Raw genomic sequence first — 17,192 nt, 5'->3', positions numbered from 1 at the left:
CCAATCTACATAAAAGCAATTTTAAGTGGATTGGTATTGTATGAGATAAAATATGCTTGTTTTTACTTGTTTTTAAAAGGCATTGTAAGTAACCCCAAAAGGGACGCATTTTGGTTTTGGCTTGGGTATTCTTTTAAACCAATATTTATATCTGCGTCGGTTTTTTTAGCTTTACCTTTGTAACTACCAAATAATTTATCCCACCAAATTACACTGAAACCATAGTTTGAGTTGGTTTCACTAACCACTTGGCTATGGTGAATTCGATGCAAAATTTGCGTCATTAGTATTAAACGCAGTGGTTTTTCAATGGCATTAGGTAGGCGTATATTTGCATGATTAAATAATGCTAAACCATTAAGTGCTATTTCAAATATAAGTACCGCAATGGCAGGTACGCCAAGAGCTGTTACTGCAATGAGTTTTATAAGTATGCTCAGCACAATTTCGATAGGGTGAAAGCGCAAGCCCGTACTTGTATCAACATGTGCATCGGCGTGGTGTACACGGTGCAAGCGCCATAAAATAGGCACTTGATGAAATAATCTATGCTGCCAATAAATTAATATATCGAGTAAAAGTATGCTCAATATAATAATTAAACTGCTTGGTAGGGCTATTTGATTAAATAAGCCAATGCCGTGCTCTTGATTGTAAAGTGCAACAGCGGTTAACCCAATAGGGACCACTAAGCGCGCAATAACTGATGAAGCAAACACTAATCCAAAATTAGCAAACCAACGTGTACTGCTTTTAATAGGTGCTTGGCGAGCAGGTTTTTGCCATTCAAGCAGCATCATTATAATTAAAATGCTAAAAAAGCAGCCGAGTCGCCACCATACTTCATTAGTCATCTATTACCTCAGAATTTGCACTGTTAGGCACGTTTTCAGCTGCTTTGTTAGCATCGGCTTCTTGTTGCTTAAGCGTGTGATAACCGCCATGTATACGGGTAAAAATAGTTATGCCACACGCAATAGCAAAAATGCTCGCCATAACAGCAAAGTGCTGCGGCCAAATACAAAATGCAATAAATAGCGCTATTGTTTCAGTGCCTTCGGTTAAGCCATTTAAGTAGTAAAATCTTTTGTATTTAAATTGCGGTTTTTCGAGTTTAAATTTTTCGGCGGCAATCGCAAAAGCTAAAAAGCTTGAGCCCGTACCAATAAAAGTGGCAAGTAATAACGAGCCCGCTATCGCGTTTTGCTCAGGGTTTGCCAAAATAAAGCCAAGCGGAATAGCCGCGTAAAATAAAAAGTCGAGTGTGATATCTAAAAAGCCACCCGCGCTTGAACTTTGGTTTGCATAACGTGCTAATGCGCCATCAAGTCCATCTAAAATTCGATTTAAAGCAATGGCCACTAATGCGCCGTACCACATTTCAAACGCCAGTAATGGCACGGCTAATAAGCCAACTAAAAAGCCAACTACGGTTAGCTGATCGGCGGTTATGCCGCGTTTATGCATAAGCATAACCACAGGTGTTAAAAGAGGCTTAATGACAGGGGTGATAAATTTGTCTAGCATGTTTATTGCCTTATGCGTTTAAAGCTATGTATTTAAAGTGCGCTACTTAAAGTAATGAGTTTGCCATTTGCAGCGTCGGCGTCGCTATGGTCATGAGTTACCATAATTGCAGGTAGCTTATGATCGCGTATTTGGCTAAACACGAGTTCGCGTGTATCAACACGCAGTTGGGTGTCGAGTTTGCTAAAGGGTTCGTCGAGTAAAATGGCTTTAGGTTCGCTCAGCAGCATACGTAATAATGCAACACGGGCTTGCTGCCCGCCCGATAAGTTATCGGGGTGACGATTGCCCATATCTTTAAGACCTACTTGCTCAAGTGCGTGTTCTATTTTTTCAAGGCGTTGTTTTCTATTGCCTTTTGGCATTGCAAAGGCAATGTTACCAGCAACAGTTAAATGCGAAAACAATAAAGCGTCTTGATAAAGCACTCCAATATGGCGCAAGTGTGGAGGGGTGTTATCGATATTTTGACCATTAAGCCACACCTCTCCATTGGCCTTAAAGCTACTTGGTAAAGTACCCGTAAGCCAATTTAATAAGCTTGATTTACCACTGCCTGATGGGCCCATAATAGTCAGAATTTCACCGCCATTAACTTGCTCGTTTAAGCTAAGTAACAGCTCATTTTGGCGATAAAGCTGACAATTTTTAATCTGTAACGATGACTGCATTAAAAAACCTTAACCCTGATAGTGTTAAACATGGGTGCTTTAAATATGTGCACTTTTAAATACGTGCACTTTTGAAAAAATATTTAGGTAAACCCCATGCCAGTATAAATCCAATAAGCGGCAACGCCATTTGCATAATAGCGTACACGGCACTGGTGCGTCTGCTTGCGCCATTGGCAAGCGTAACGGCTTCGGTTGTTATTGTGGTTATGCGCCCGCCACCAGCTAAAAGCGTGGGGAGGTATTGTCCAAAACTAATTGCTAAGCCCATTGCGGCTGCAATTAAAATAGGGGCAAACAACTGAGGTAGTTTTACTTTAAAAAACACCTTGCACGGCGCTGCGCCTAGGCTTGCTGCAACATGAGCAAAACGAGGATCTAAGCGCCTATAACTGCTCGCAAGTGACAAAAACACATAAGGCAACACAAACAGTAAATGCGTAAGTACCACATTAAAAAATGCGGCTTGGTTATTTACCAGTTGTTGTATCCATACTAGCCCAAACAAAAAGGCAATACTGGGTACTAATAACGGTAAGTAAATAATTAAACTGGTAAAACGAGAAATAGGTTTATCACTCAATTGCTCTGATTCTAAACACAATAAAGTAAGAATAATGGCAAATAATGTGGTTACTAAGCCGATTGCTAGCGTATTAAAAAGCGGGCTGCTCATTTGCATTAGCGCACTTTTAAAATGCAGTAGTGTAAATTGCTCAGGCATTGCATCTGGAAAGCGCCAAAAGCCTGCAACCGACCACATAACTAAACCAATAAGTGACAACAATATGAAGCTAATTACTAATGTGGTGAGTACGACCGTTATTTTTTGCCAATAAAATCCGCCGTATTCGCGCACCCCATTAGTGAGAGAGTCGCTAAATAACACTTTTACGGCCTTTTCTGCGCCAAGCCAGAGCGCTAATAACCCGCCTGTAACAGCCAGTTGTAATAAAGCACCTGCAGAGGCTTTAATGCGCAGGTTTAAATCAACATCGTTAAACCAATGCATTATTGCAACGGCCAACGTTGGTGGTGTATTTGGGCCTAAAATGAGTGGCATTTCTACACTGGCACTTGCATAGGCAAGCACGGCTAAAAGGGGTAAACGCAGCAGCGGATAAAGACTTGGCAGTATTACTTTAAAAAAGGCGGTCATTGGGCAATAACCCAAGTTAAGCGCAACCTTATGTTGTTGGCGTAATTTTTTGCCAAGCTCAGGTTGAGCAAGTACGCCCAGTGCCATTAATAATAAAAAGGGAAGCTCTTTGAGTGTTAAGCCTAAAATAATACTAATACCGAACGAATCATGCGGAAACATGCCGTTTGGTGCAAGTTCCCAGCCGCTTAACCAAGGCGACGCTAAGCGTGAAATCATACCTGAAGGGGCTATTAAAAACCCCACCGCAATAGCGGCTGCGGCATGAGGTATAACTAATATAGGGCTCAATAAACGCTGAATTTGGTTAAGCCACGGGCTGTTAAAAAACGCAGCTAAAATCATTAGGGTAATGATAAATGCAAGCAAAGTACTTATTAAGCCTGTTGCAACGCTTAAGGTAACCATTTGGGTAAGGCCAGGTGTTTGCCAAAGGGCATTAAAACCTTGCAAGCTAAACGTTGTTTGCTCAAGTACGGGCGCATAACCAAAGGCAGGCAGCAATACGCTAATTAAGCCACCAAGTACGGGTAATATAAGTAAAGCGAGTAAAAATCGCGGGCTAAATTTTACAATGCGCGTAAACATATCGGTGCTGCACTGCGTTGTTGCTTTGGTATTTACTGCTACACTTTTTGAAATGACGCTCATTGGCTTACTCCATAACGGGTTTGCCAACCTTGCATAATGGCGTTTACCCAGCTTGGATGAGGTTCGCTCAATGTGCGTTTAATACTGTTTAAAGGCAGTGCACTTGGATGCGGTTTAGCTGTTTTAAATAAGGCTTGCTGATCAGGTGTTAACGTTGATTGAATAAGTACGCTTTTATCGCCCCATATATGCGCTTTTTGTTTTTCAGCTTGCGCCTCAGGGCTCATTAAAAAATTAGCCACTAATTGCGCACTTTGCTGGTGGCTTGCATTGTAAGGGATTGCCACGAAATGGGTATTACTCAAACTGCCATCACTCATTGCGTAACTGCGAATGCTGTTTGGTAAATCATAGCGTTTTACAGCAGCGGGTACTTCTGGTGCTGAAAAAGTAAAGGCTAAACTCAGCTCTGTATCGTCCACAAGGCGGCGCATTTGAGCACCACTTTGCATAAAATGAGTGCCACCACGCCAAAGAGTTGGGTGTAATTTATCTAAAAAGTCCCACAGTGGGTTTAACACTTGCGCTGTATTTTTAGTTGTAGCTGGTTGGTTTAGCTGCGCTTTAATACTTTCGCTGCTTTGCTGATGCAGTACAACTAAGGCGTATTTTAAAAAGCTCATACCTAAAAAGTCAGGCGGCTTTGGGTAGCTAAAGCGACCAGGGTTTTGCGCGCTCCAGTTTAATAATTCGTTTAATGTCGTCGGCAATTTATTGTTTGCCTTACCATTTATTGCAATGCTGTCGTAATAAAATGTAAGTGACGCTTGCCCCCATGGAGCCTCCATACCATTGGTAGGTAAACCAAAGTCAAAGGTTACAGCAGGGTTGTTAGCCGGATCGGTTAATGCAAAGTAGGGGAGTTTATTAGCCCATTCTTTTAAAAGCAGAGAGTGCTCACTCATGGTGGCAAAGTTAGCCCCGTTGATCCACATTAAATCTACGCTGCCTTGGTTGTTATTGTTTGCTGATTTTTCGGCAAGTACACGGCTTACTGCTTCGCTGGTATCGCTTAATTTTACATGCACTAGGTTAATGTTGTACTTAGTTTTAACTTGCTGAGCTGCCCATTGAATATAGGCATTTATTTGCGCGTCGCCGCCCCATGCATAAAAGTATACATCTTGATTGCGACCAAGTGTTTGAACTTGTTGCCAGCGAGATCCCTGTTGTGTGTTAATTACTAAATTACTTTTACTATTTGAGTTAATAGCGGGATTAGCAAACGCAGTGCTCGAAAAAACAGCTAAATTTACGATTGCACAAACGCAAAACGCGACACAGCAAAAGCTGTATCGCGTCAGTGTTTGCCAAAACTTAATGGCGAACATTTAAATCCCAGTTGTAGTCTAAAAATTTAACTTTCATGTCATCATTCTTAAGTGCTTTTTGCTGAGCGGGTATCAGTTTAAGGGCATCAGGATACTGCAAGAAAAACTGCTGTAGCGTGTTTGCACCTCTAAAGCCTTTTTCAAAGTCATCGCCGTACCACTTAAATATTGAAGACACGCTTAGCGTATTTTCTTGAGCCATATTACGTGTCATATCAGATAAAAAGCGCACCGTTTGCTCTTGCAATTGGCTTTCTAAATCAGTGGCTGTATACGCTTCTTCTCGAAGCGCTGGACAACCAATACTCGCGCAATTTACCGCAAAGTGAATGCGTGGGTCGTTGTATTTACCGCTACCACGTATTAAACCATGCTCAATATCATCAAGGCTGCGAGTTTTGCCAAGTAATGGCACAAACTCTTTACTCCATGGTGAGCTAAAAAAGCTCCCTAAGTCTTTAATTGATTTAAGATCTGGGTACTTTGTCAATATAAGTTCAACAGTCCACGCATTATAAGCATTGATTAAAAAAGCGAGTTGCTTAGGCTTTTCCCATGCGTCAAATTCGCTTTGCGTTACAGCTGTTAACGAATCTAAATACGTTTTTAGCTGTGCATGCTCACGTTTTATGGCAGCGTAATCAACCTCAGTACTGTGATTATGGTTAATAGCGACAACATGCTTATTTAACAATGCATTCCAGCTATCGTGCATATTTTGGGCTTGGGCCGAAAATGACGTTGTAAACGATGTTACAACTAAAGCCGAACCAAGTAGTAATGCTTTTAGAGGTGTTTTAAACATAATTAACCTCGACGCCAAGTATGGTATTTTTCAAGCATGTTAAGCACTTTTTCAGGTGCATGAGCGCGTTTCCACTCGCCTGCTGCGTACTTATTACCTTCAGCCCAAGTAGGATAGCTGTGTATAGTACCGAGTATTTTATTAAGGCCTAAGCCGTGTTTCATTGCCAGTACAAACTCAGCAATCAAATCGCCAGCGTGTTCAGACACCACGGTAACACCGAGTATTTTGTCTTTGCCTTTGGGTGTAATCACTTTAATAAAGCCTTTTGTAGCGCTGTCGGTAATTGCGCGGTCTAGCTCTTCAAATTCAAAGCGAGTAATTTCGTAATCTATGCCTTTGTCTTTTGCGTCTTGCTCGTTTAAGCCAACACGTGCAACTTCTGGGTCAATAAACGTAGTCCACGGAATAACACGGTAATCTACTTTAAACTTTTTAAGGTTACCAAATAAGCCATTTACCGCTGCATACCAACCCTGGTGGGCTGCCACATGTGTAAACTGGTATGGACCTACAATATCGCCTGCTGCAAAAATATTTGGGTATAGCGTTTCCAAGTATTCGTTAGTTACAACAGTACGGTTTGTTTCTATGCCCAGCTCTTCAAGGCCATAACCTTTAAGGCGCGCACTTCTACCAACGGCACATAATAGCTCGTCATATTCAATATCTATTTCTTTGTCGTCATGCTTAACAACAATATATTTTTTACCATCGCGCGTTTCACAGCGAAGTGCTTGGTGCGATGTTAAAATATTAACGCCACTTTCGGTTAACGCTTCGTGAGCAAAAGTAGACACTTCAAGGTCTTCTTTGATCATGATGCGTTCGCTCATTTCAATTTGCGTAACACTTGAACCTAAGCGTGCAAAGCTTTGTGCTAATTCGCTACCAATTGGACCGCCACCTAGTACTACCAATTTTTTAGGTGCCTCATCCAGCTCTGCAAATTTATTCCACAATGTATCGCTTGTTACATAGCCTGTTTCTTCAATACCAGGTAGTGGCGGTACAAATGGGCGTGCGCCAGTTGCAATCACAATAGTACGAGCGGTGAGAGTTTGCGTGCCACCGTCGTTAAGTTTAATTTCTACAGTCCACGGGTCGATTAATTTACCGTAACCTTTTACAACATCTACGCCTAAGTCGGTGTAGCGCTCAACACTGTCGTGTGGTGCTACATCTGCAATTACTTTGTGTACACGTGCCATTACTTTTTTGAACGAAAACTGCGGTGTTGCGTTTTCTAGACCGTAGTTTTCACCGTGGCGAATTTGCTCTGCAATTTTAGCGCTTTTAATGACTGCTTTACTTGGAACACAACCATAGTTTAAACAGTCACCGCCCATTTCGCCCGCTTCAATAAGGGTTACTTTTGCTTTAACAGCAGCGGCTATATAACTTGTTACCAAACCACCTGCGCCTGCGCCAATAACAATCATGTTACGGTCGAATTTTTTAGGCTTAGTGTAGTTTTTGTATACGCGACGCTTTTTAAACACGTTTAAGATTCCTTTTGCAATGAATGGGAATATACCCAATAAAGCGAATGATAAGATTAAGTTGAATGATAAAATTCCAGATAAGCTTTCTATTTGCGCCAGTTGTGTACCTGCGTTAACAAATACAAATGTACCGGCGAGCATACCTGCTTGGCTTACCCAGTAGTAAGTCCAAGACTTTATTGAAGTAACACCCATTAGTAAGTTGATTAAAAAGAACGGAAACACCGGCACTAATCTAAGCGTAAATAAGTAAAATCCACCTTCTTTTTCAACGCCTGCATCAATGGCGGCTAATCGCTCAGGAAAACGTTGTTTAATAGTGTCACGTAGTAAGTAACGCGATACTAAAAAGGCAAGTGTTGCGCCAATAGTTGAGGCAAAAGATGCAACCAATAAGCCTTCAACTAAGCCAAACAATGCACCTGCGGCAAGTGTTAAAATAGCGGCGCCTGGTAAAGAGAGAGCAGTAACTACTACGTATAGTAAAAAGAACCCACCAATAACGAGTAACGGTGACTGCTCTTTGTATTGGTTAAACTGATCCATCGATCCTTTTAAGCCATCAAGCGTAAGTAGTTGGTGTAAGTCAAAATGAAAGAACAGGCCGACGGCGGCCGCTGCAATCAATAATAGAAATATTTTTTTAATCATGTTCTCTCTCTTAAAAACTATGCGTAAGGGTTAACTTGGCGTTAATTGGCAACTCAGGAAAAGCTAAAGTTGCACCAAAGTAACCGCCTTCAAATACTGGGCGCCAGTTTTTTTGATTCGTCACGTTGTTCACATCTAATCGTAACTTGGTATTAGGCGTAAAAGCATAGCTAGTATTTACGTTTAGGGTGTACTGATCACGAATTTTTACTGTCGCCAAAAAGTCTAATGGGTAACTCTTTGTATATAGACCTGAAAAACCCGTTTGCCATTTCGAATTAATTGAATAATTTCCGTTAAAGCTGAAAGATTGCTCAGGGATGCCCTGAACTTGGCGGTTTGAAGGTGCAAACGCGGTAAAGCTAGGTGCGCCAACACTGGTACCTGCAATAATATCTGGACGTGAGTTGTCAAATGCATCTGCTACTTGCGCTGAATCTTGGCTACTTGCAGAATTATCGTAGCGAGCGTCAATATAGCTGTAGCCGGCACTTAACCAATAAGGGTAAGCATCATAGAATACTTGGCTTTCAAAGCCGGTAGTACGAATGCCGGTATTACTACCATCGCGATTACGTAAACTACGACGTTGGCTAAACACTGCACCATCGGCGTACCAATCACTGTCGGTTGGTGCGTATTTTAAACCGAATTCAACTAAGGTATTTTCGGTTGAAAAGTTTTGCGCGCTAATCGTGTTGTCACCACCAAGAGACGTGCCGCCAGCCATGCTATTTGATGTGGCTTCGTTGTAACTTGCTGCACCATAAGTGGTGTAATCACCATTTAATCGGTAATTAAAGCTTACTTGCCCCGAATGTAGCTTATCGTTAATGCTATCGCTCGCTGCAATTTCACCCTCTGGTGCTATTGGGTCGTGCGCGTCTACGTCATAAAAATCAATGCGGTAGCCAACACTTGTATGAAACTTATCTGTCCAATCTGAATCTTGCTGAATAGCAAAACCCGTTTGCCATGAGCGCGAATCGGTAGTGTCTGATAAGTTAAAGTCGCCGCTGCCATCGTTATTAATATCGTACTGACCACCAGGGGATACAAATACACCTGGGCTAATTTCAATTAAACGCGCTTGTTGTGAATCAGTTAAAGGAATGCGGCGATTTGAAATTGGGCCAGTTAAATCAATAGGTAGGTCGGCTTCTGTTGTAAATTGGCTGTAGCCTAGCACGCGGTTGTAACGCACATCAAAAGCAAAAATTGTTTGCTGTTCGTTGCTCCATTGGTAAGTCAGTTCGGTACGGTTCTGCGCGGTATCGGCACCATCTATAATTTCAACAAAGCTATTTTGTGCAATTTCTTCGCGTTGTAAGTGCTGAAAATACGTAATGTTTTTTATTGATGCGTTGTTTGAAAGTTCACGCTTATAAATACTGTGTAGTAAATAAGTAGTGGCTTCGTTTTGATTGTCAGGGTCGGTAAGTACTGTACTACGGTCTATTTTTACTTGCCCAGTAGGTGAAACAATAGAACCTGCCGCTGGAACTGTACTGCCATTTACTTGCACGCCTTGGCCGGTAATATAAAGGCCATTATCTATTAGCGCTTGAGTAGGGCGGTTAATACCTGCGTTATCGGTAAATTCAACTTGGTATAACTCAAAGTTAATATCCCAGCTGCTCTTGTCATCAGGTAACACCCTAAGTGCTGCAAATAGGCTGTCGCTTTTCGTGCCCGAAAAGTCGTAGTAACTGCCGTTATCAATGTGTTCAGCGCTTACTCTAAAACCTACTTTGTCTTTTACTATAGGTGCACTGTAATCAACTAAAACGCTGTACTGATCCCATCGTCCTGCCGATACCGTTGCTTTGCCTTTACTGTCGTCAGTTGATGCTTTTTTAGAATGTAAGTTTACAAAACCACCGTTGCGTTGGCTTGAACCAAATAATACCGGTGGCGCGCCTTTTACTACATCTATTTGTTCTATAGAGTTGAACGATAACGGCACGCCAAAGCCATTATTACCTGCTTGGCGGCGTGTACCATCTTGGAAAAGCTCACCTAGTTGCCCACGAATAGTAGGTAAACTTGGTGCCCCAAAACCACTGGCTGAATAGGTATTAGGGCTTACTGCAAGTACGTCTTGTAAAGTCGTAATATTGAGTTGTTCTATTAACTCGCTTGAAATTGGTGTTACTGATCGGGCTATATCTCGTAGAGCTAAGTTGTCGCCAAAAGGGCCGTCTACAGTGGCATTTTTAACCGAAAGACCTTGAGATCTAATAACTTGGCCTGCCACCTCAATACGCTCAATTGCGCCTTCTTTTGCTGTTTTTGATTCTTCGGCTGCAAAAGCATTAAGTGGTGTATTTAATATGGTGGCTAGGGAAAGTGCTAAATATGCGTGTTTCAAACGTTTTCTCTCTACGGTTAAAATGTTGTTGGCGATAAAGACCGAAAGGATTAAAAATAACTTTCAGTAAAATTTTGATTCTTTTTGTTTTTTAGAACATAACAAAACAGATGCATTATAAAGATGGTAATTAAGTAGTATTGTTTTATTAGTTGATAAAATATTAATACAGCGATTGTACTAGACTGAATGTAAATATATGCTTTTAATAGAATTTTTAATTATAGACTACTTTCAACCTGCTAACATTTTAAAAGAGTTAACTTTTATGCAGCATTTTTAAATTACTTAAATAAGCTTCACTTTTAGTACTGCATGGCTTAACTAATGAATTTAATTAAAAATTTTTGAAATAAAAAATAACTTATACGGTCTAGGTTACTTCTACGTTTATTAATATTCATTTAAGGAAATTTTATGACAGGTTCAATGAATTCTGATGTGCAAAACCGTTTGCAGTGGTCACTTTTATCTTTGCGTTTAGGCGTGTTTATTGTAATGGTTATGTGGACATTCGATAAGTTTGTTAATCCTGGGCATAGCGCACGTATTTTTGAACATTTTTACGGTATTAGTGGCTCTACAGATATAGTGGCTTACATTATTGGTGCGGTGCAGTTAGTGCTTGTTTTAGCATTTTTAGCAGGTATTAAAAAGCGTATAACGTACGGTATCATTTTTGTAATGCATGGCTTATCTACGCTTTCTTCTTACAACCAGTACATAGATGGCTTTAATAACTTATTATTCTTTACTGCATGGCCAATGTGGGCTGCGTGTTTTGCACTTTACTTATTACGCGACCAAGACGTGAAATTTACTGTAAAGTAATAAAGTACATGCAAAAAAATTGGTTATAAGCCATAAGGCTTATAACCAATAAGTACACAGGGAGTGTGTGGAAGTCGGTTTGCGTGTTTACAACTAATGCATAGCGTCGTTGTATTGCTCAGCAAGGCTCTCTTTTTGCCCTTCGGTAAGTGCTTTACCCGCTAATTGAAACACTTCGTGTTCTTCTTCACTTAAATGATGATGTACCAAATGGTGTAGCTTTTTAGCTGCAACTAACCATGCAGACGAGCTCATTTCGGTATCTTCAAGTTGTTCAATTAATTCATCAATTTCGTGATGTTCAGCTACGCTGTGGCGCGCTTTTTCATGAGTTAAGTCATCAAACATAAGTGGGTTATAAAAGTAACGTTCTTCAAATTTTGCGTGATTTTCTAATTCTGTTTTTAGCTCATCCATTAGCGTGTGGCGCTGCTCTGTGTCGCCGTGTGTTTGAATAAGCGCATCTACCAATTCTCGTTGTTTGTCATGGTCATGACGTAGTGCTTCAAAAATATTCATAACTAGTCCTTTTACAATTTATTTGCTTATATCATTAACTAGCAAACTAAATGCCAAATATTAAGTTATTGTATTTTAATAAATTTAATTTAATCTTTATTTCTTTGGCTGCGATCACTGTAAATTTTACAGTGATATGAATGCAATAATTTCAGGCTTTCGCGCAGTTCAATTATAAAAGTGAGTATAAATCCCTACAGAACCTTACAAATATTTACTGGTTGTTTATTTTATTGCAGTGATAAAGTGTCAGTGTTATTTGGGTACAACCTATATATTACTCTCACACATAAATGCAGGTAGCACGTTAACTTAATAGGATAGTTTAAGGATGAACATAAAAAGCCCCGTCGCCGCATTATTGCTGTGCGCTTTACTGAGTGCATGTAGTACAGCCCCGCGTTCTGACCCTAACTTATGCATTGAAGAGGCTGAAATGGTTGATCGAAATGGCGCTCAAACAAGCTCACAAGTTTACAATCAATGCATTAGCGCACAAGTTAAAAAGGATGAAAAAAATAACACTTTTTTTGATGCCATCGGTACGTTCTTTTTTGAATTTTTTGTAATGGTGGTAGAAAAGTAAATAGGCTAACTTGCAACTGTAATTTAAAGTAAATAAGTTGCGTAAAAATAGGATTAGTTATGAAGCAATTATTGATAGCAATTCCACTTTTTTTATTACTAAGCGCTTGTGCGGCGAAGCCTTACGCAGGCTCGGCAAAATGTATGGAACAAGCAGATATTGCATACGAAACCGATACACTTAAAAATGAGACACTAGATAATGAATGCAAAGCTGCAAAAGTAAATACGCCTAATAAAGAGCTTGAGAATCATGGCTTGGTTGATAGAAGCCTTTTACAGCTAATCGTTAGCTTTTTAAATGGCGTATTTTAATAGTAAAAATATAATTAAATAAGGTATGTATGAGGGAAGAACTAAGAGCAAAAATAATTACCGTGTGCGATAAAAAAATAGCAGTTAAAGGCGAAAATGTAGGGCTTTCTTTTTATGCATTTTTTGCTAATAAAAACGACGACCCAGAGCTACTTATGGAAGCTGCTACTTGGTGGATACACACCCATAAATTAGATCATTTTGTAAAAGCACATAAAATTAAACAGATGGTTTTAGATGGACTTTAGTCAATTAACTGAGCAAGTACTTTTAGCTGTATTTAATCAACAACGACTTGGTTTCTTCCGTTTTCTTTTGCTTTATAAAGTAATTTATCTGCATGCTTAATAAGAACATCTAGTGTGTTTTTTAAAGGGCTACTTGCAGAGGCTCCCACACTAAAAGTGATTTTTGTATCACTAGGAAGGTCTTTTATATTACTACAATGCTCGGTAAACCTAGTGGCTAGCTGGTCAAATATATCTCGAATAGCTAGTTCGTCAACCGAATTTAGTGCAAACAACCATTCTTCGCCGCCGTAGCGGCCAAACTGATGATCACCACTTAGTGTTTCTTTTGCAGCCTTTACAAAGGAAATAAGAACTAAATCTCCAACATCGTGACCAAATTGGTCGTTAACTTTTTTAAAGTAGTCTAAGTCAACAATTGCTATCGTCATTTTACCTTCACTGAGCTTTGCTTCTGCGGCGCGCATTATTCCTCTGCGATTAGGGCTATTTGTTAGATAATCTGTTAATGAAATATCGTGATATTTTTGACGTTGTCGAGCTTGCCGATAAAATAAAAATAATGAAGCAATCACTAAAATAAACGCTATAGCAGCGCTAAGTCGCCAAATTATTTTTTGTTGGTACTCTTCTTTAGCTTGTAGTTCACTAATGTCTTTTGCGTACTCTAGTTGCTGTATTTTTTCTTCTTTTTCTTTTACTTCAAACTGTACCTGTAGTGTTTTTATATTACTTTCACTGGTAGCTTCGTAGTGTTTTTTTGTATAAAGGAGCTTTTGTTCAATTGCTTCAAAAGCCTCGTCAGTGTGGTTAAGGCGTCGTTTTAGCTCATAGCGTTTACTTAAAAAATCGGCTTTATAAATACTGCGGCTGAATTTATCTAAGTTTAAAAACACCTCATCGTTTGCTTCATTTGCTTGATCAAGTAAATCTAGTTTTATATATATGTCAGCTAACAAAATGAGCGATGCGAGTTGCATATCATAAACACCTGCAGAACGAGCAAGCTCAATGTTCTCTTTAGTTAAAGTTAAAGCTTTATCGTAGTTGGCTTGTAAGTACTCAATGCTAGCAATTGAGTACTGAGCAAAGGTTAAGCCTTTTTGCATATTAACTTTTTTGAAATAGAGCAATGCTTTGTCTAGGTATATTAAGGCATTTTTAGGTTTTTTAATCTCCAGCAATACATTGCCTAAACTCCAATATGCTTTTGAGGTAAAAAGCCCATCTTGTGTTTGCTCATATGCCGCAACCGCTTTTTTTGCATAATATACGGCTTTGTCTTTTTCGTTTAGATAATTGTATGCATCGGCTATTTTTCTAAAAAAGTATCCTTGAGATGCTGAATCGTCATCTTTTAATGCTAATTCTAACCCCTCTAGTGCAACATTTAGGGTCTTTTTCAATGCATCTGTATCGGTGTAATAGTAAGCAAGTGCTCGTAAAATAATAATTTTTTCTTTAGATGAATGCTGTTGCAAGCTCTCTTCTAATTTTGTGGCTAGCGTGTGTGCTGGAGCTGGGTTTGCATCCCTCGCTAGAGACTTGAGTTGTGATTCGAGAAATAATAAATACACACTTTTTTGGTTTGGTAACTCTTTGTTCTTTAAGTAATAGGATAAGTGAGTATTTAATGCTGCGTATTTTTCTTGTCTAAAAAGTAACTCCGCATACAAAGCGGCCGCTTCTAGATGAAGCTTTTCCCAATTTTGATCTTTGCTTATTTTAAACGCTTGAGTGAGTTTGTCTTCATTTTGAAGATAGTCTAATTCATTTAGTTTTATGTTATTGATGAGAGTTTGAGTCGTGTCAAAGTCTAGCGCATGTGAAGTTGCATTTAATGAATCGCCGTTAGCAGAGGCAAGTTTACTAAAAAGTAAAAATAAAAGGAGAACAATATACTTTGCCCATAAAGTATTACCTAAAATCTTTATTTGTGTATTGTTAGCCATGTTAATCCTTTGCTGATTTATTTTTATTATTGAAATACTTATTCACAGTGCTTAATAAACTTGGGTTTGAACAGTTTTTTTATACTTCTCATTGAAAAAATAAGACCACAAACGATATCAATTTAATTAATAAAAACAAACACATTATATAATATAGTCGCTGTAGTTATGTGTTTTATTAAAAATCAGCGGCTACTTCAAACTCTAATCGTTTAAGCGTAATAGGGTGAGTAAATGCTAAGTATTCTGCATGTAAATGTAATCGTTCGGCTTTTTGCCCGTAATGTGTGTCGCCTATAATTGGCATGTTTAAACCTAAGCTGTGCGCACAATGCACTCTTAATTGATGAGTTCGCCCTGTTTTAGGGTATAACTGTAATCGGGTAATATTGTTGTTACGCTCTAAAACCTGCCAGGTAGTAAGTGATGGCTTCCCGTGTGTGTAACACACCATTTGGCGCGGTTTATCATCAAAGTCGAGCACTAAGGGTAAATCAATTACTCCGCTATCCTCAGCTACGTTACCATTAACTAATGCGACATAACGTTTATCTATGGTGCGTTCAATAAACTGCTTTTGCAGTGCTTTGTGCACGCGTTTATTAAGCGCAATCATCAATAACCCAGAAGTCGACATATCTAATCTGTGTACAATTAGTGGCCCTGATGCCTCTGGAAACTGCGTTTTGATTCGCATATAAACTGAGTCATCAATATTAACGCCAGGTACCGATAAAAACTCAGCGGGCTTATTTACCACAAGTAAGTCGTCATCTTTATAAACAATACTTAAATCTTTACCCTGAGCTGGGTTGATAAGTAGCGGGTTATCTTCAACATCTAAACCCTTTAGCATGTGCCCAAGTATTGGTTGGCATTTACTGTAACAAGAAGGGTAGTAGTTTTTATGCTGCCTAATTGCTGATTTAGGCGCTGCTCCCCACCAAAACTCAGCCATAGCAAGTGGCTTTAAGTCATGTTTATAGGCGTATTGTAATAATTTAGGCGCTGCACAATCGCCAGCACCCGAAGGAGGAGTGTGCTCAGGTAATGCTGCGAATATGGCATTTAAGTCTGTAGTTTCACCATTTGCATTTAAAAACTGGTACTGAGCAAATAACTTTTTTTGTAAGCTTTTAGAAAGCGTTTTACGGCGCTTTTTTAAATGAGCAATTTCATCAGAAATATTGATGTGTGTTTGCTGCAGTGACTCGATTATATTTTGCCAATAGGCTTTAAGTGCCAGCAGTTGCTTTTTTTCTACGATGCTTTGCCCTGCAAGCTTATTTTTTAACTGCTCAAAATCACTTTCGCTAAGCTCTAATTCACCTTCGGTACGTTGTGTTTTTCGTTGCTGACGACCGGCTTGCATTACTGCCTGTTGAGCTAATAGCGCTTGCTGGTAGCTCTGTGTTGCATCATCAAGTTTGCTATTAACTTCATGCAGTTGTTCGCTATTTTCTAATTGCTCAATTTGAGCATTAATATCGTTAATTATTTTACTTTGAGCCAAATAGCTATCGTCTTGCAGCTGCATGCTAGAAACAGGCGGCACAAAGCTAATATTGCCTTTATCACCTTCAATTTGCCCCGAATAAGCGCTTAAAAAGCCTAATTGTTGCTTAGCATTTTGCACCACTAAAACCCCAAACATTTTACCTGCATTTTCTGCTTTTAAATGCGCTAACGTTTCAAGTTGTTGCTGTAATTGTTTAGTGGCTGCTACAGCTAATGGTTGCGGCTCGTAATAAAAAGGGAAAGTAAACTTTTCAGGAAGCGCGAGAGCATCAATATTTTGAGAAAATAATGTAAAGCAAGAAGCAGAATTTGACATAGAAGTATGAGAAAAGCATTCAGTAAAATAATTGAGCGCATAATAACATATTCATAGTTAAGCCACTAAAAATCTCGCACCCGCATATTCATAAACATTTTAAAGCGGACATTCATGTTTTATGTATCAGTATGAGGCGTAGCAAACCTAGGAGTATCGTTTGTTAGTAAAGTCTCAGTAGTAATATATCTATCATTATCAAAATATTTAAGCTTATCGATTCTCAATAATTGAGCG

The 17,192-nt window shown here is 39.4% G+C and carries 15 protein-coding genes; 4 read left to right on the top strand and 11 right to left on the bottom strand.

Annotated features, from left to right (window positions below):
• Nucleotides 1–62 precede the first annotated feature (62 nt).
• From H5157_RS02715 to H5157_RS02680, 8 genes are read right to left on the bottom strand one after another with little or no spacing between them, the layout of a single operon-like run.
• On the bottom strand, nucleotides 63–854 hold the full coding sequence (locus H5157_RS02715; RefSeq protein WP_182724075.1) for a sterol desaturase family protein: 792 nt from the start codon (nucleotides 852–854) through the stop codon (nucleotides 63–65).
• Nucleotides 847–1,527: a CDP-alcohol phosphatidyltransferase family protein gene (locus H5157_RS02710; RefSeq protein ID WP_182724074.1), complete on the bottom strand. Its 681-nt coding sequence runs from the start codon at nucleotides 1,525–1,527 to the stop codon at nucleotides 847–849. Before H5157_RS02710 ends, H5157_RS02715 begins: the two co-directional genes overlap by 8 nt.
• 32 nt (nucleotides 1,528–1,559) lie before the next feature.
• Nucleotides 1,560–2,198 carry an ATP-binding cassette domain-containing protein gene (locus tag H5157_RS02705; RefSeq protein ID WP_182724073.1) on the bottom strand — a complete coding sequence of 213 codons (639 nt, stop codon included), beginning with the start codon at nucleotides 2,196–2,198 and terminating at the stop codon, nucleotides 1,560–1,562.
• 55 nt (nucleotides 2,199–2,253) lie between these two features.
• A complete protein-coding gene (locus H5157_RS02700) occupies nucleotides 2,254–4,008 on the bottom strand; it encodes an ABC transporter permease (RefSeq protein ID WP_182724072.1) in 1,755 nt (584 codons plus the stop codon).
• Nucleotides 4,005–5,339 carry an ABC transporter substrate-binding protein gene (locus tag H5157_RS02695; protein WP_182724071.1) on the bottom strand — a complete coding sequence of 445 codons (1,335 nt, stop codon included), beginning with the start codon at nucleotides 5,337–5,339 and terminating at the stop codon, nucleotides 4,005–4,007. The genes H5157_RS02700 and H5157_RS02695 overlap by 4 nt, the downstream gene beginning before the upstream one ends.
• Nucleotides 5,326–6,144 carry a DUF547 domain-containing protein gene (locus H5157_RS02690; RefSeq protein ID WP_076924242.1) on the bottom strand — a complete coding sequence of 273 codons (819 nt, stop codon included), beginning with the start codon at nucleotides 6,142–6,144 and terminating at the stop codon, nucleotides 5,326–5,328. Before H5157_RS02690 ends, H5157_RS02695 begins: the two co-directional genes overlap by 14 nt.
• 2 nt (nucleotides 6,145–6,146) lie before the next feature.
• Nucleotides 6,147–8,300: an FAD-dependent oxidoreductase gene (locus tag H5157_RS02685; RefSeq protein WP_182711711.1), complete on the bottom strand. Its 2,154-nt coding sequence runs from the start codon at nucleotides 8,298–8,300 to the stop codon at nucleotides 6,147–6,149.
• Between the two features lie 10 nt (nucleotides 8,301–8,310).
• Nucleotides 8,311–10,671: a TonB-dependent siderophore receptor gene (locus tag H5157_RS02680; RefSeq protein ID WP_182724070.1), complete on the bottom strand. Its 2,361-nt coding sequence runs from the start codon at nucleotides 10,669–10,671 to the stop codon at nucleotides 8,311–8,313.
• A gap of 417 nt (nucleotides 10,672–11,088) precedes the next feature.
• Between H5157_RS02680 and H5157_RS02675 the strand changes: the two genes are divergently transcribed.
• Complete coding sequence (locus H5157_RS02675) at nucleotides 11,089–11,502, top strand: hypothetical protein (RefSeq protein ID WP_002960120.1); 414 nt, start codon at nucleotides 11,089–11,091, stop codon at nucleotides 11,500–11,502.
• A gap of 93 nt (nucleotides 11,503–11,595) precedes the next feature.
• Here the strand turns inward: H5157_RS02675 and H5157_RS02670 are convergent, their stop codons facing one another.
• On the bottom strand, nucleotides 11,596–12,021 hold the full coding sequence (locus tag H5157_RS02670; protein ID WP_008134499.1) for a hemerythrin domain-containing protein: 426 nt from the start codon (nucleotides 12,019–12,021) through the stop codon (nucleotides 11,596–11,598).
• Nucleotides 12,022–12,352: 331 nt separating this feature from the next.
• Here H5157_RS02670 and H5157_RS02665 point away from each other — a divergent pair, with 331 nt between their 5' ends.
• The 3 genes from H5157_RS02665 to H5157_RS02655 are packed head-to-tail and all read left to right on the top strand — an operon-like array spanning nucleotide 12,353 to nucleotide 13,169.
• Complete coding sequence (locus H5157_RS02665; protein ID WP_182724069.1) at nucleotides 12,353–12,607, top strand: hypothetical protein; 255 nt, start codon at nucleotides 12,353–12,355, stop codon at nucleotides 12,605–12,607.
• A gap of 59 nt (nucleotides 12,608–12,666) precedes the next feature.
• A complete protein-coding gene (locus H5157_RS02660; protein ID WP_096794392.1) occupies nucleotides 12,667–12,921 on the top strand; it encodes a hypothetical protein in 255 nt (84 codons plus the stop codon).
• Between the two features lie 29 nt (nucleotides 12,922–12,950).
• Entirely contained in the window at nucleotides 12,951–13,169 is a 219-nt protein-coding gene (locus tag H5157_RS02655; protein WP_024591904.1) for a DUF6500 family protein, read from the top strand.
• Nucleotides 13,170–13,201: 32 nt separating this feature from the next.
• On the opposite strand, the gene H5157_RS02650 is transcribed toward H5157_RS02655, so the two are convergent.
• Together H5157_RS02650 and H5157_RS02645 are read right to left on the bottom strand one after the other, a co-directional pair.
• Complete coding sequence (locus tag H5157_RS02650) at nucleotides 13,202–15,121, bottom strand: GGDEF domain-containing protein (RefSeq protein ID WP_182724068.1); 1,920 nt, start codon at nucleotides 15,119–15,121, stop codon at nucleotides 13,202–13,204.
• Nucleotides 15,122–15,299: 178 nt separating this feature from the next.
• Nucleotides 15,300–16,955 (bottom strand): RluA family pseudouridine synthase, encoded by a 1,656-nt coding sequence (locus H5157_RS02645; RefSeq protein WP_182724067.1) that lies wholly within the window; start codon nucleotides 16,953–16,955, stop codon nucleotides 15,300–15,302.
• Nucleotides 16,956–17,192 lie beyond the last annotated feature (237 nt).

This window comes from Pseudoalteromonas sp. SG43-3, from assembly GCF_014164385.1.
GTDB classification, from domain to species: Bacteria; Pseudomonadota; Gammaproteobacteria; order Enterobacterales; family Alteromonadaceae; genus Pseudoalteromonas; species Pseudoalteromonas distincta.
Note: the sequence above shows the minus strand (reverse complement) of the source record. Positions and strands in the feature narration are given on the sequence as shown.

What these genes read in the sequence shown, in the direction of transcription:
- H5157_RS02715 (WP_182724075.1), bottom strand. Translation starts at nt 854, where the DNA reads ATGACTAATGAAGTATGGTGGCGACTCGGCTGCTTTTTTAGCATTTTA.
- H5157_RS02710 (WP_182724074.1), bottom strand. Translation starts at nt 1,527, where the DNA reads ATGCTAGACAAATTTATCACCCCTGTCATTAAGCCTCTTTTAACACCT.
- H5157_RS02705 (WP_182724073.1), bottom strand. Translation starts at nt 2,198, where the DNA reads ATGCAGTCATCGTTACAGATTAAAAATTGTCAGCTTTATCGCCAAAAT.
- H5157_RS02700 (WP_182724072.1), bottom strand. Translation starts at nt 4,008, where the DNA reads ATGAGCGTCATTTCAAAAAGTGTAGCAGTAAATACCAAAGCAACAACG.
- H5157_RS02695 (WP_182724071.1), bottom strand. Translation starts at nt 5,339, where the DNA reads ATGTTCGCCATTAAGTTTTGGCAAACACTGACGCGATACAGCTTTTGC.
- H5157_RS02690 (WP_076924242.1), bottom strand. Translation starts at nt 6,144, where the DNA reads ATGTTTAAAACACCTCTAAAAGCATTACTACTTGGTTCGGCTTTAGTT.
- H5157_RS02685 (WP_182711711.1), bottom strand. Translation starts at nt 8,300, where the DNA reads ATGATTAAAAAAATATTTCTATTATTGATTGCAGCGGCCGCCGTCGGC.
- H5157_RS02675 (WP_002960120.1), top strand. Translation starts at nt 11,089, where the DNA reads ATGACAGGTTCAATGAATTCTGATGTGCAAAACCGTTTGCAGTGGTCA.
- H5157_RS02670 (WP_008134499.1), bottom strand. Translation starts at nt 12,021, where the DNA reads ATGAATATTTTTGAAGCACTACGTCATGACCATGACAAACAACGAGAA.
- H5157_RS02665 (WP_182724069.1), top strand. Translation starts at nt 12,353, where the DNA reads ATGAACATAAAAAGCCCCGTCGCCGCATTATTGCTGTGCGCTTTACTG.
- H5157_RS02660 (WP_096794392.1), top strand. Translation starts at nt 12,667, where the DNA reads ATGAAGCAATTATTGATAGCAATTCCACTTTTTTTATTACTAAGCGCT.
- H5157_RS02655 (WP_024591904.1), top strand. Translation starts at nt 12,951, where the DNA reads ATGAGGGAAGAACTAAGAGCAAAAATAATTACCGTGTGCGATAAAAAA.
- H5157_RS02650 (WP_182724068.1), bottom strand. Translation starts at nt 15,121, where the DNA reads ATGGCTAACAATACACAAATAAAGATTTTAGGTAATACTTTATGGGCA.
- H5157_RS02645 (WP_182724067.1), bottom strand. Translation starts at nt 16,955, where the DNA reads ATGTCAAATTCTGCTTCTTGCTTTACATTATTTTCTCAAAATATTGAT.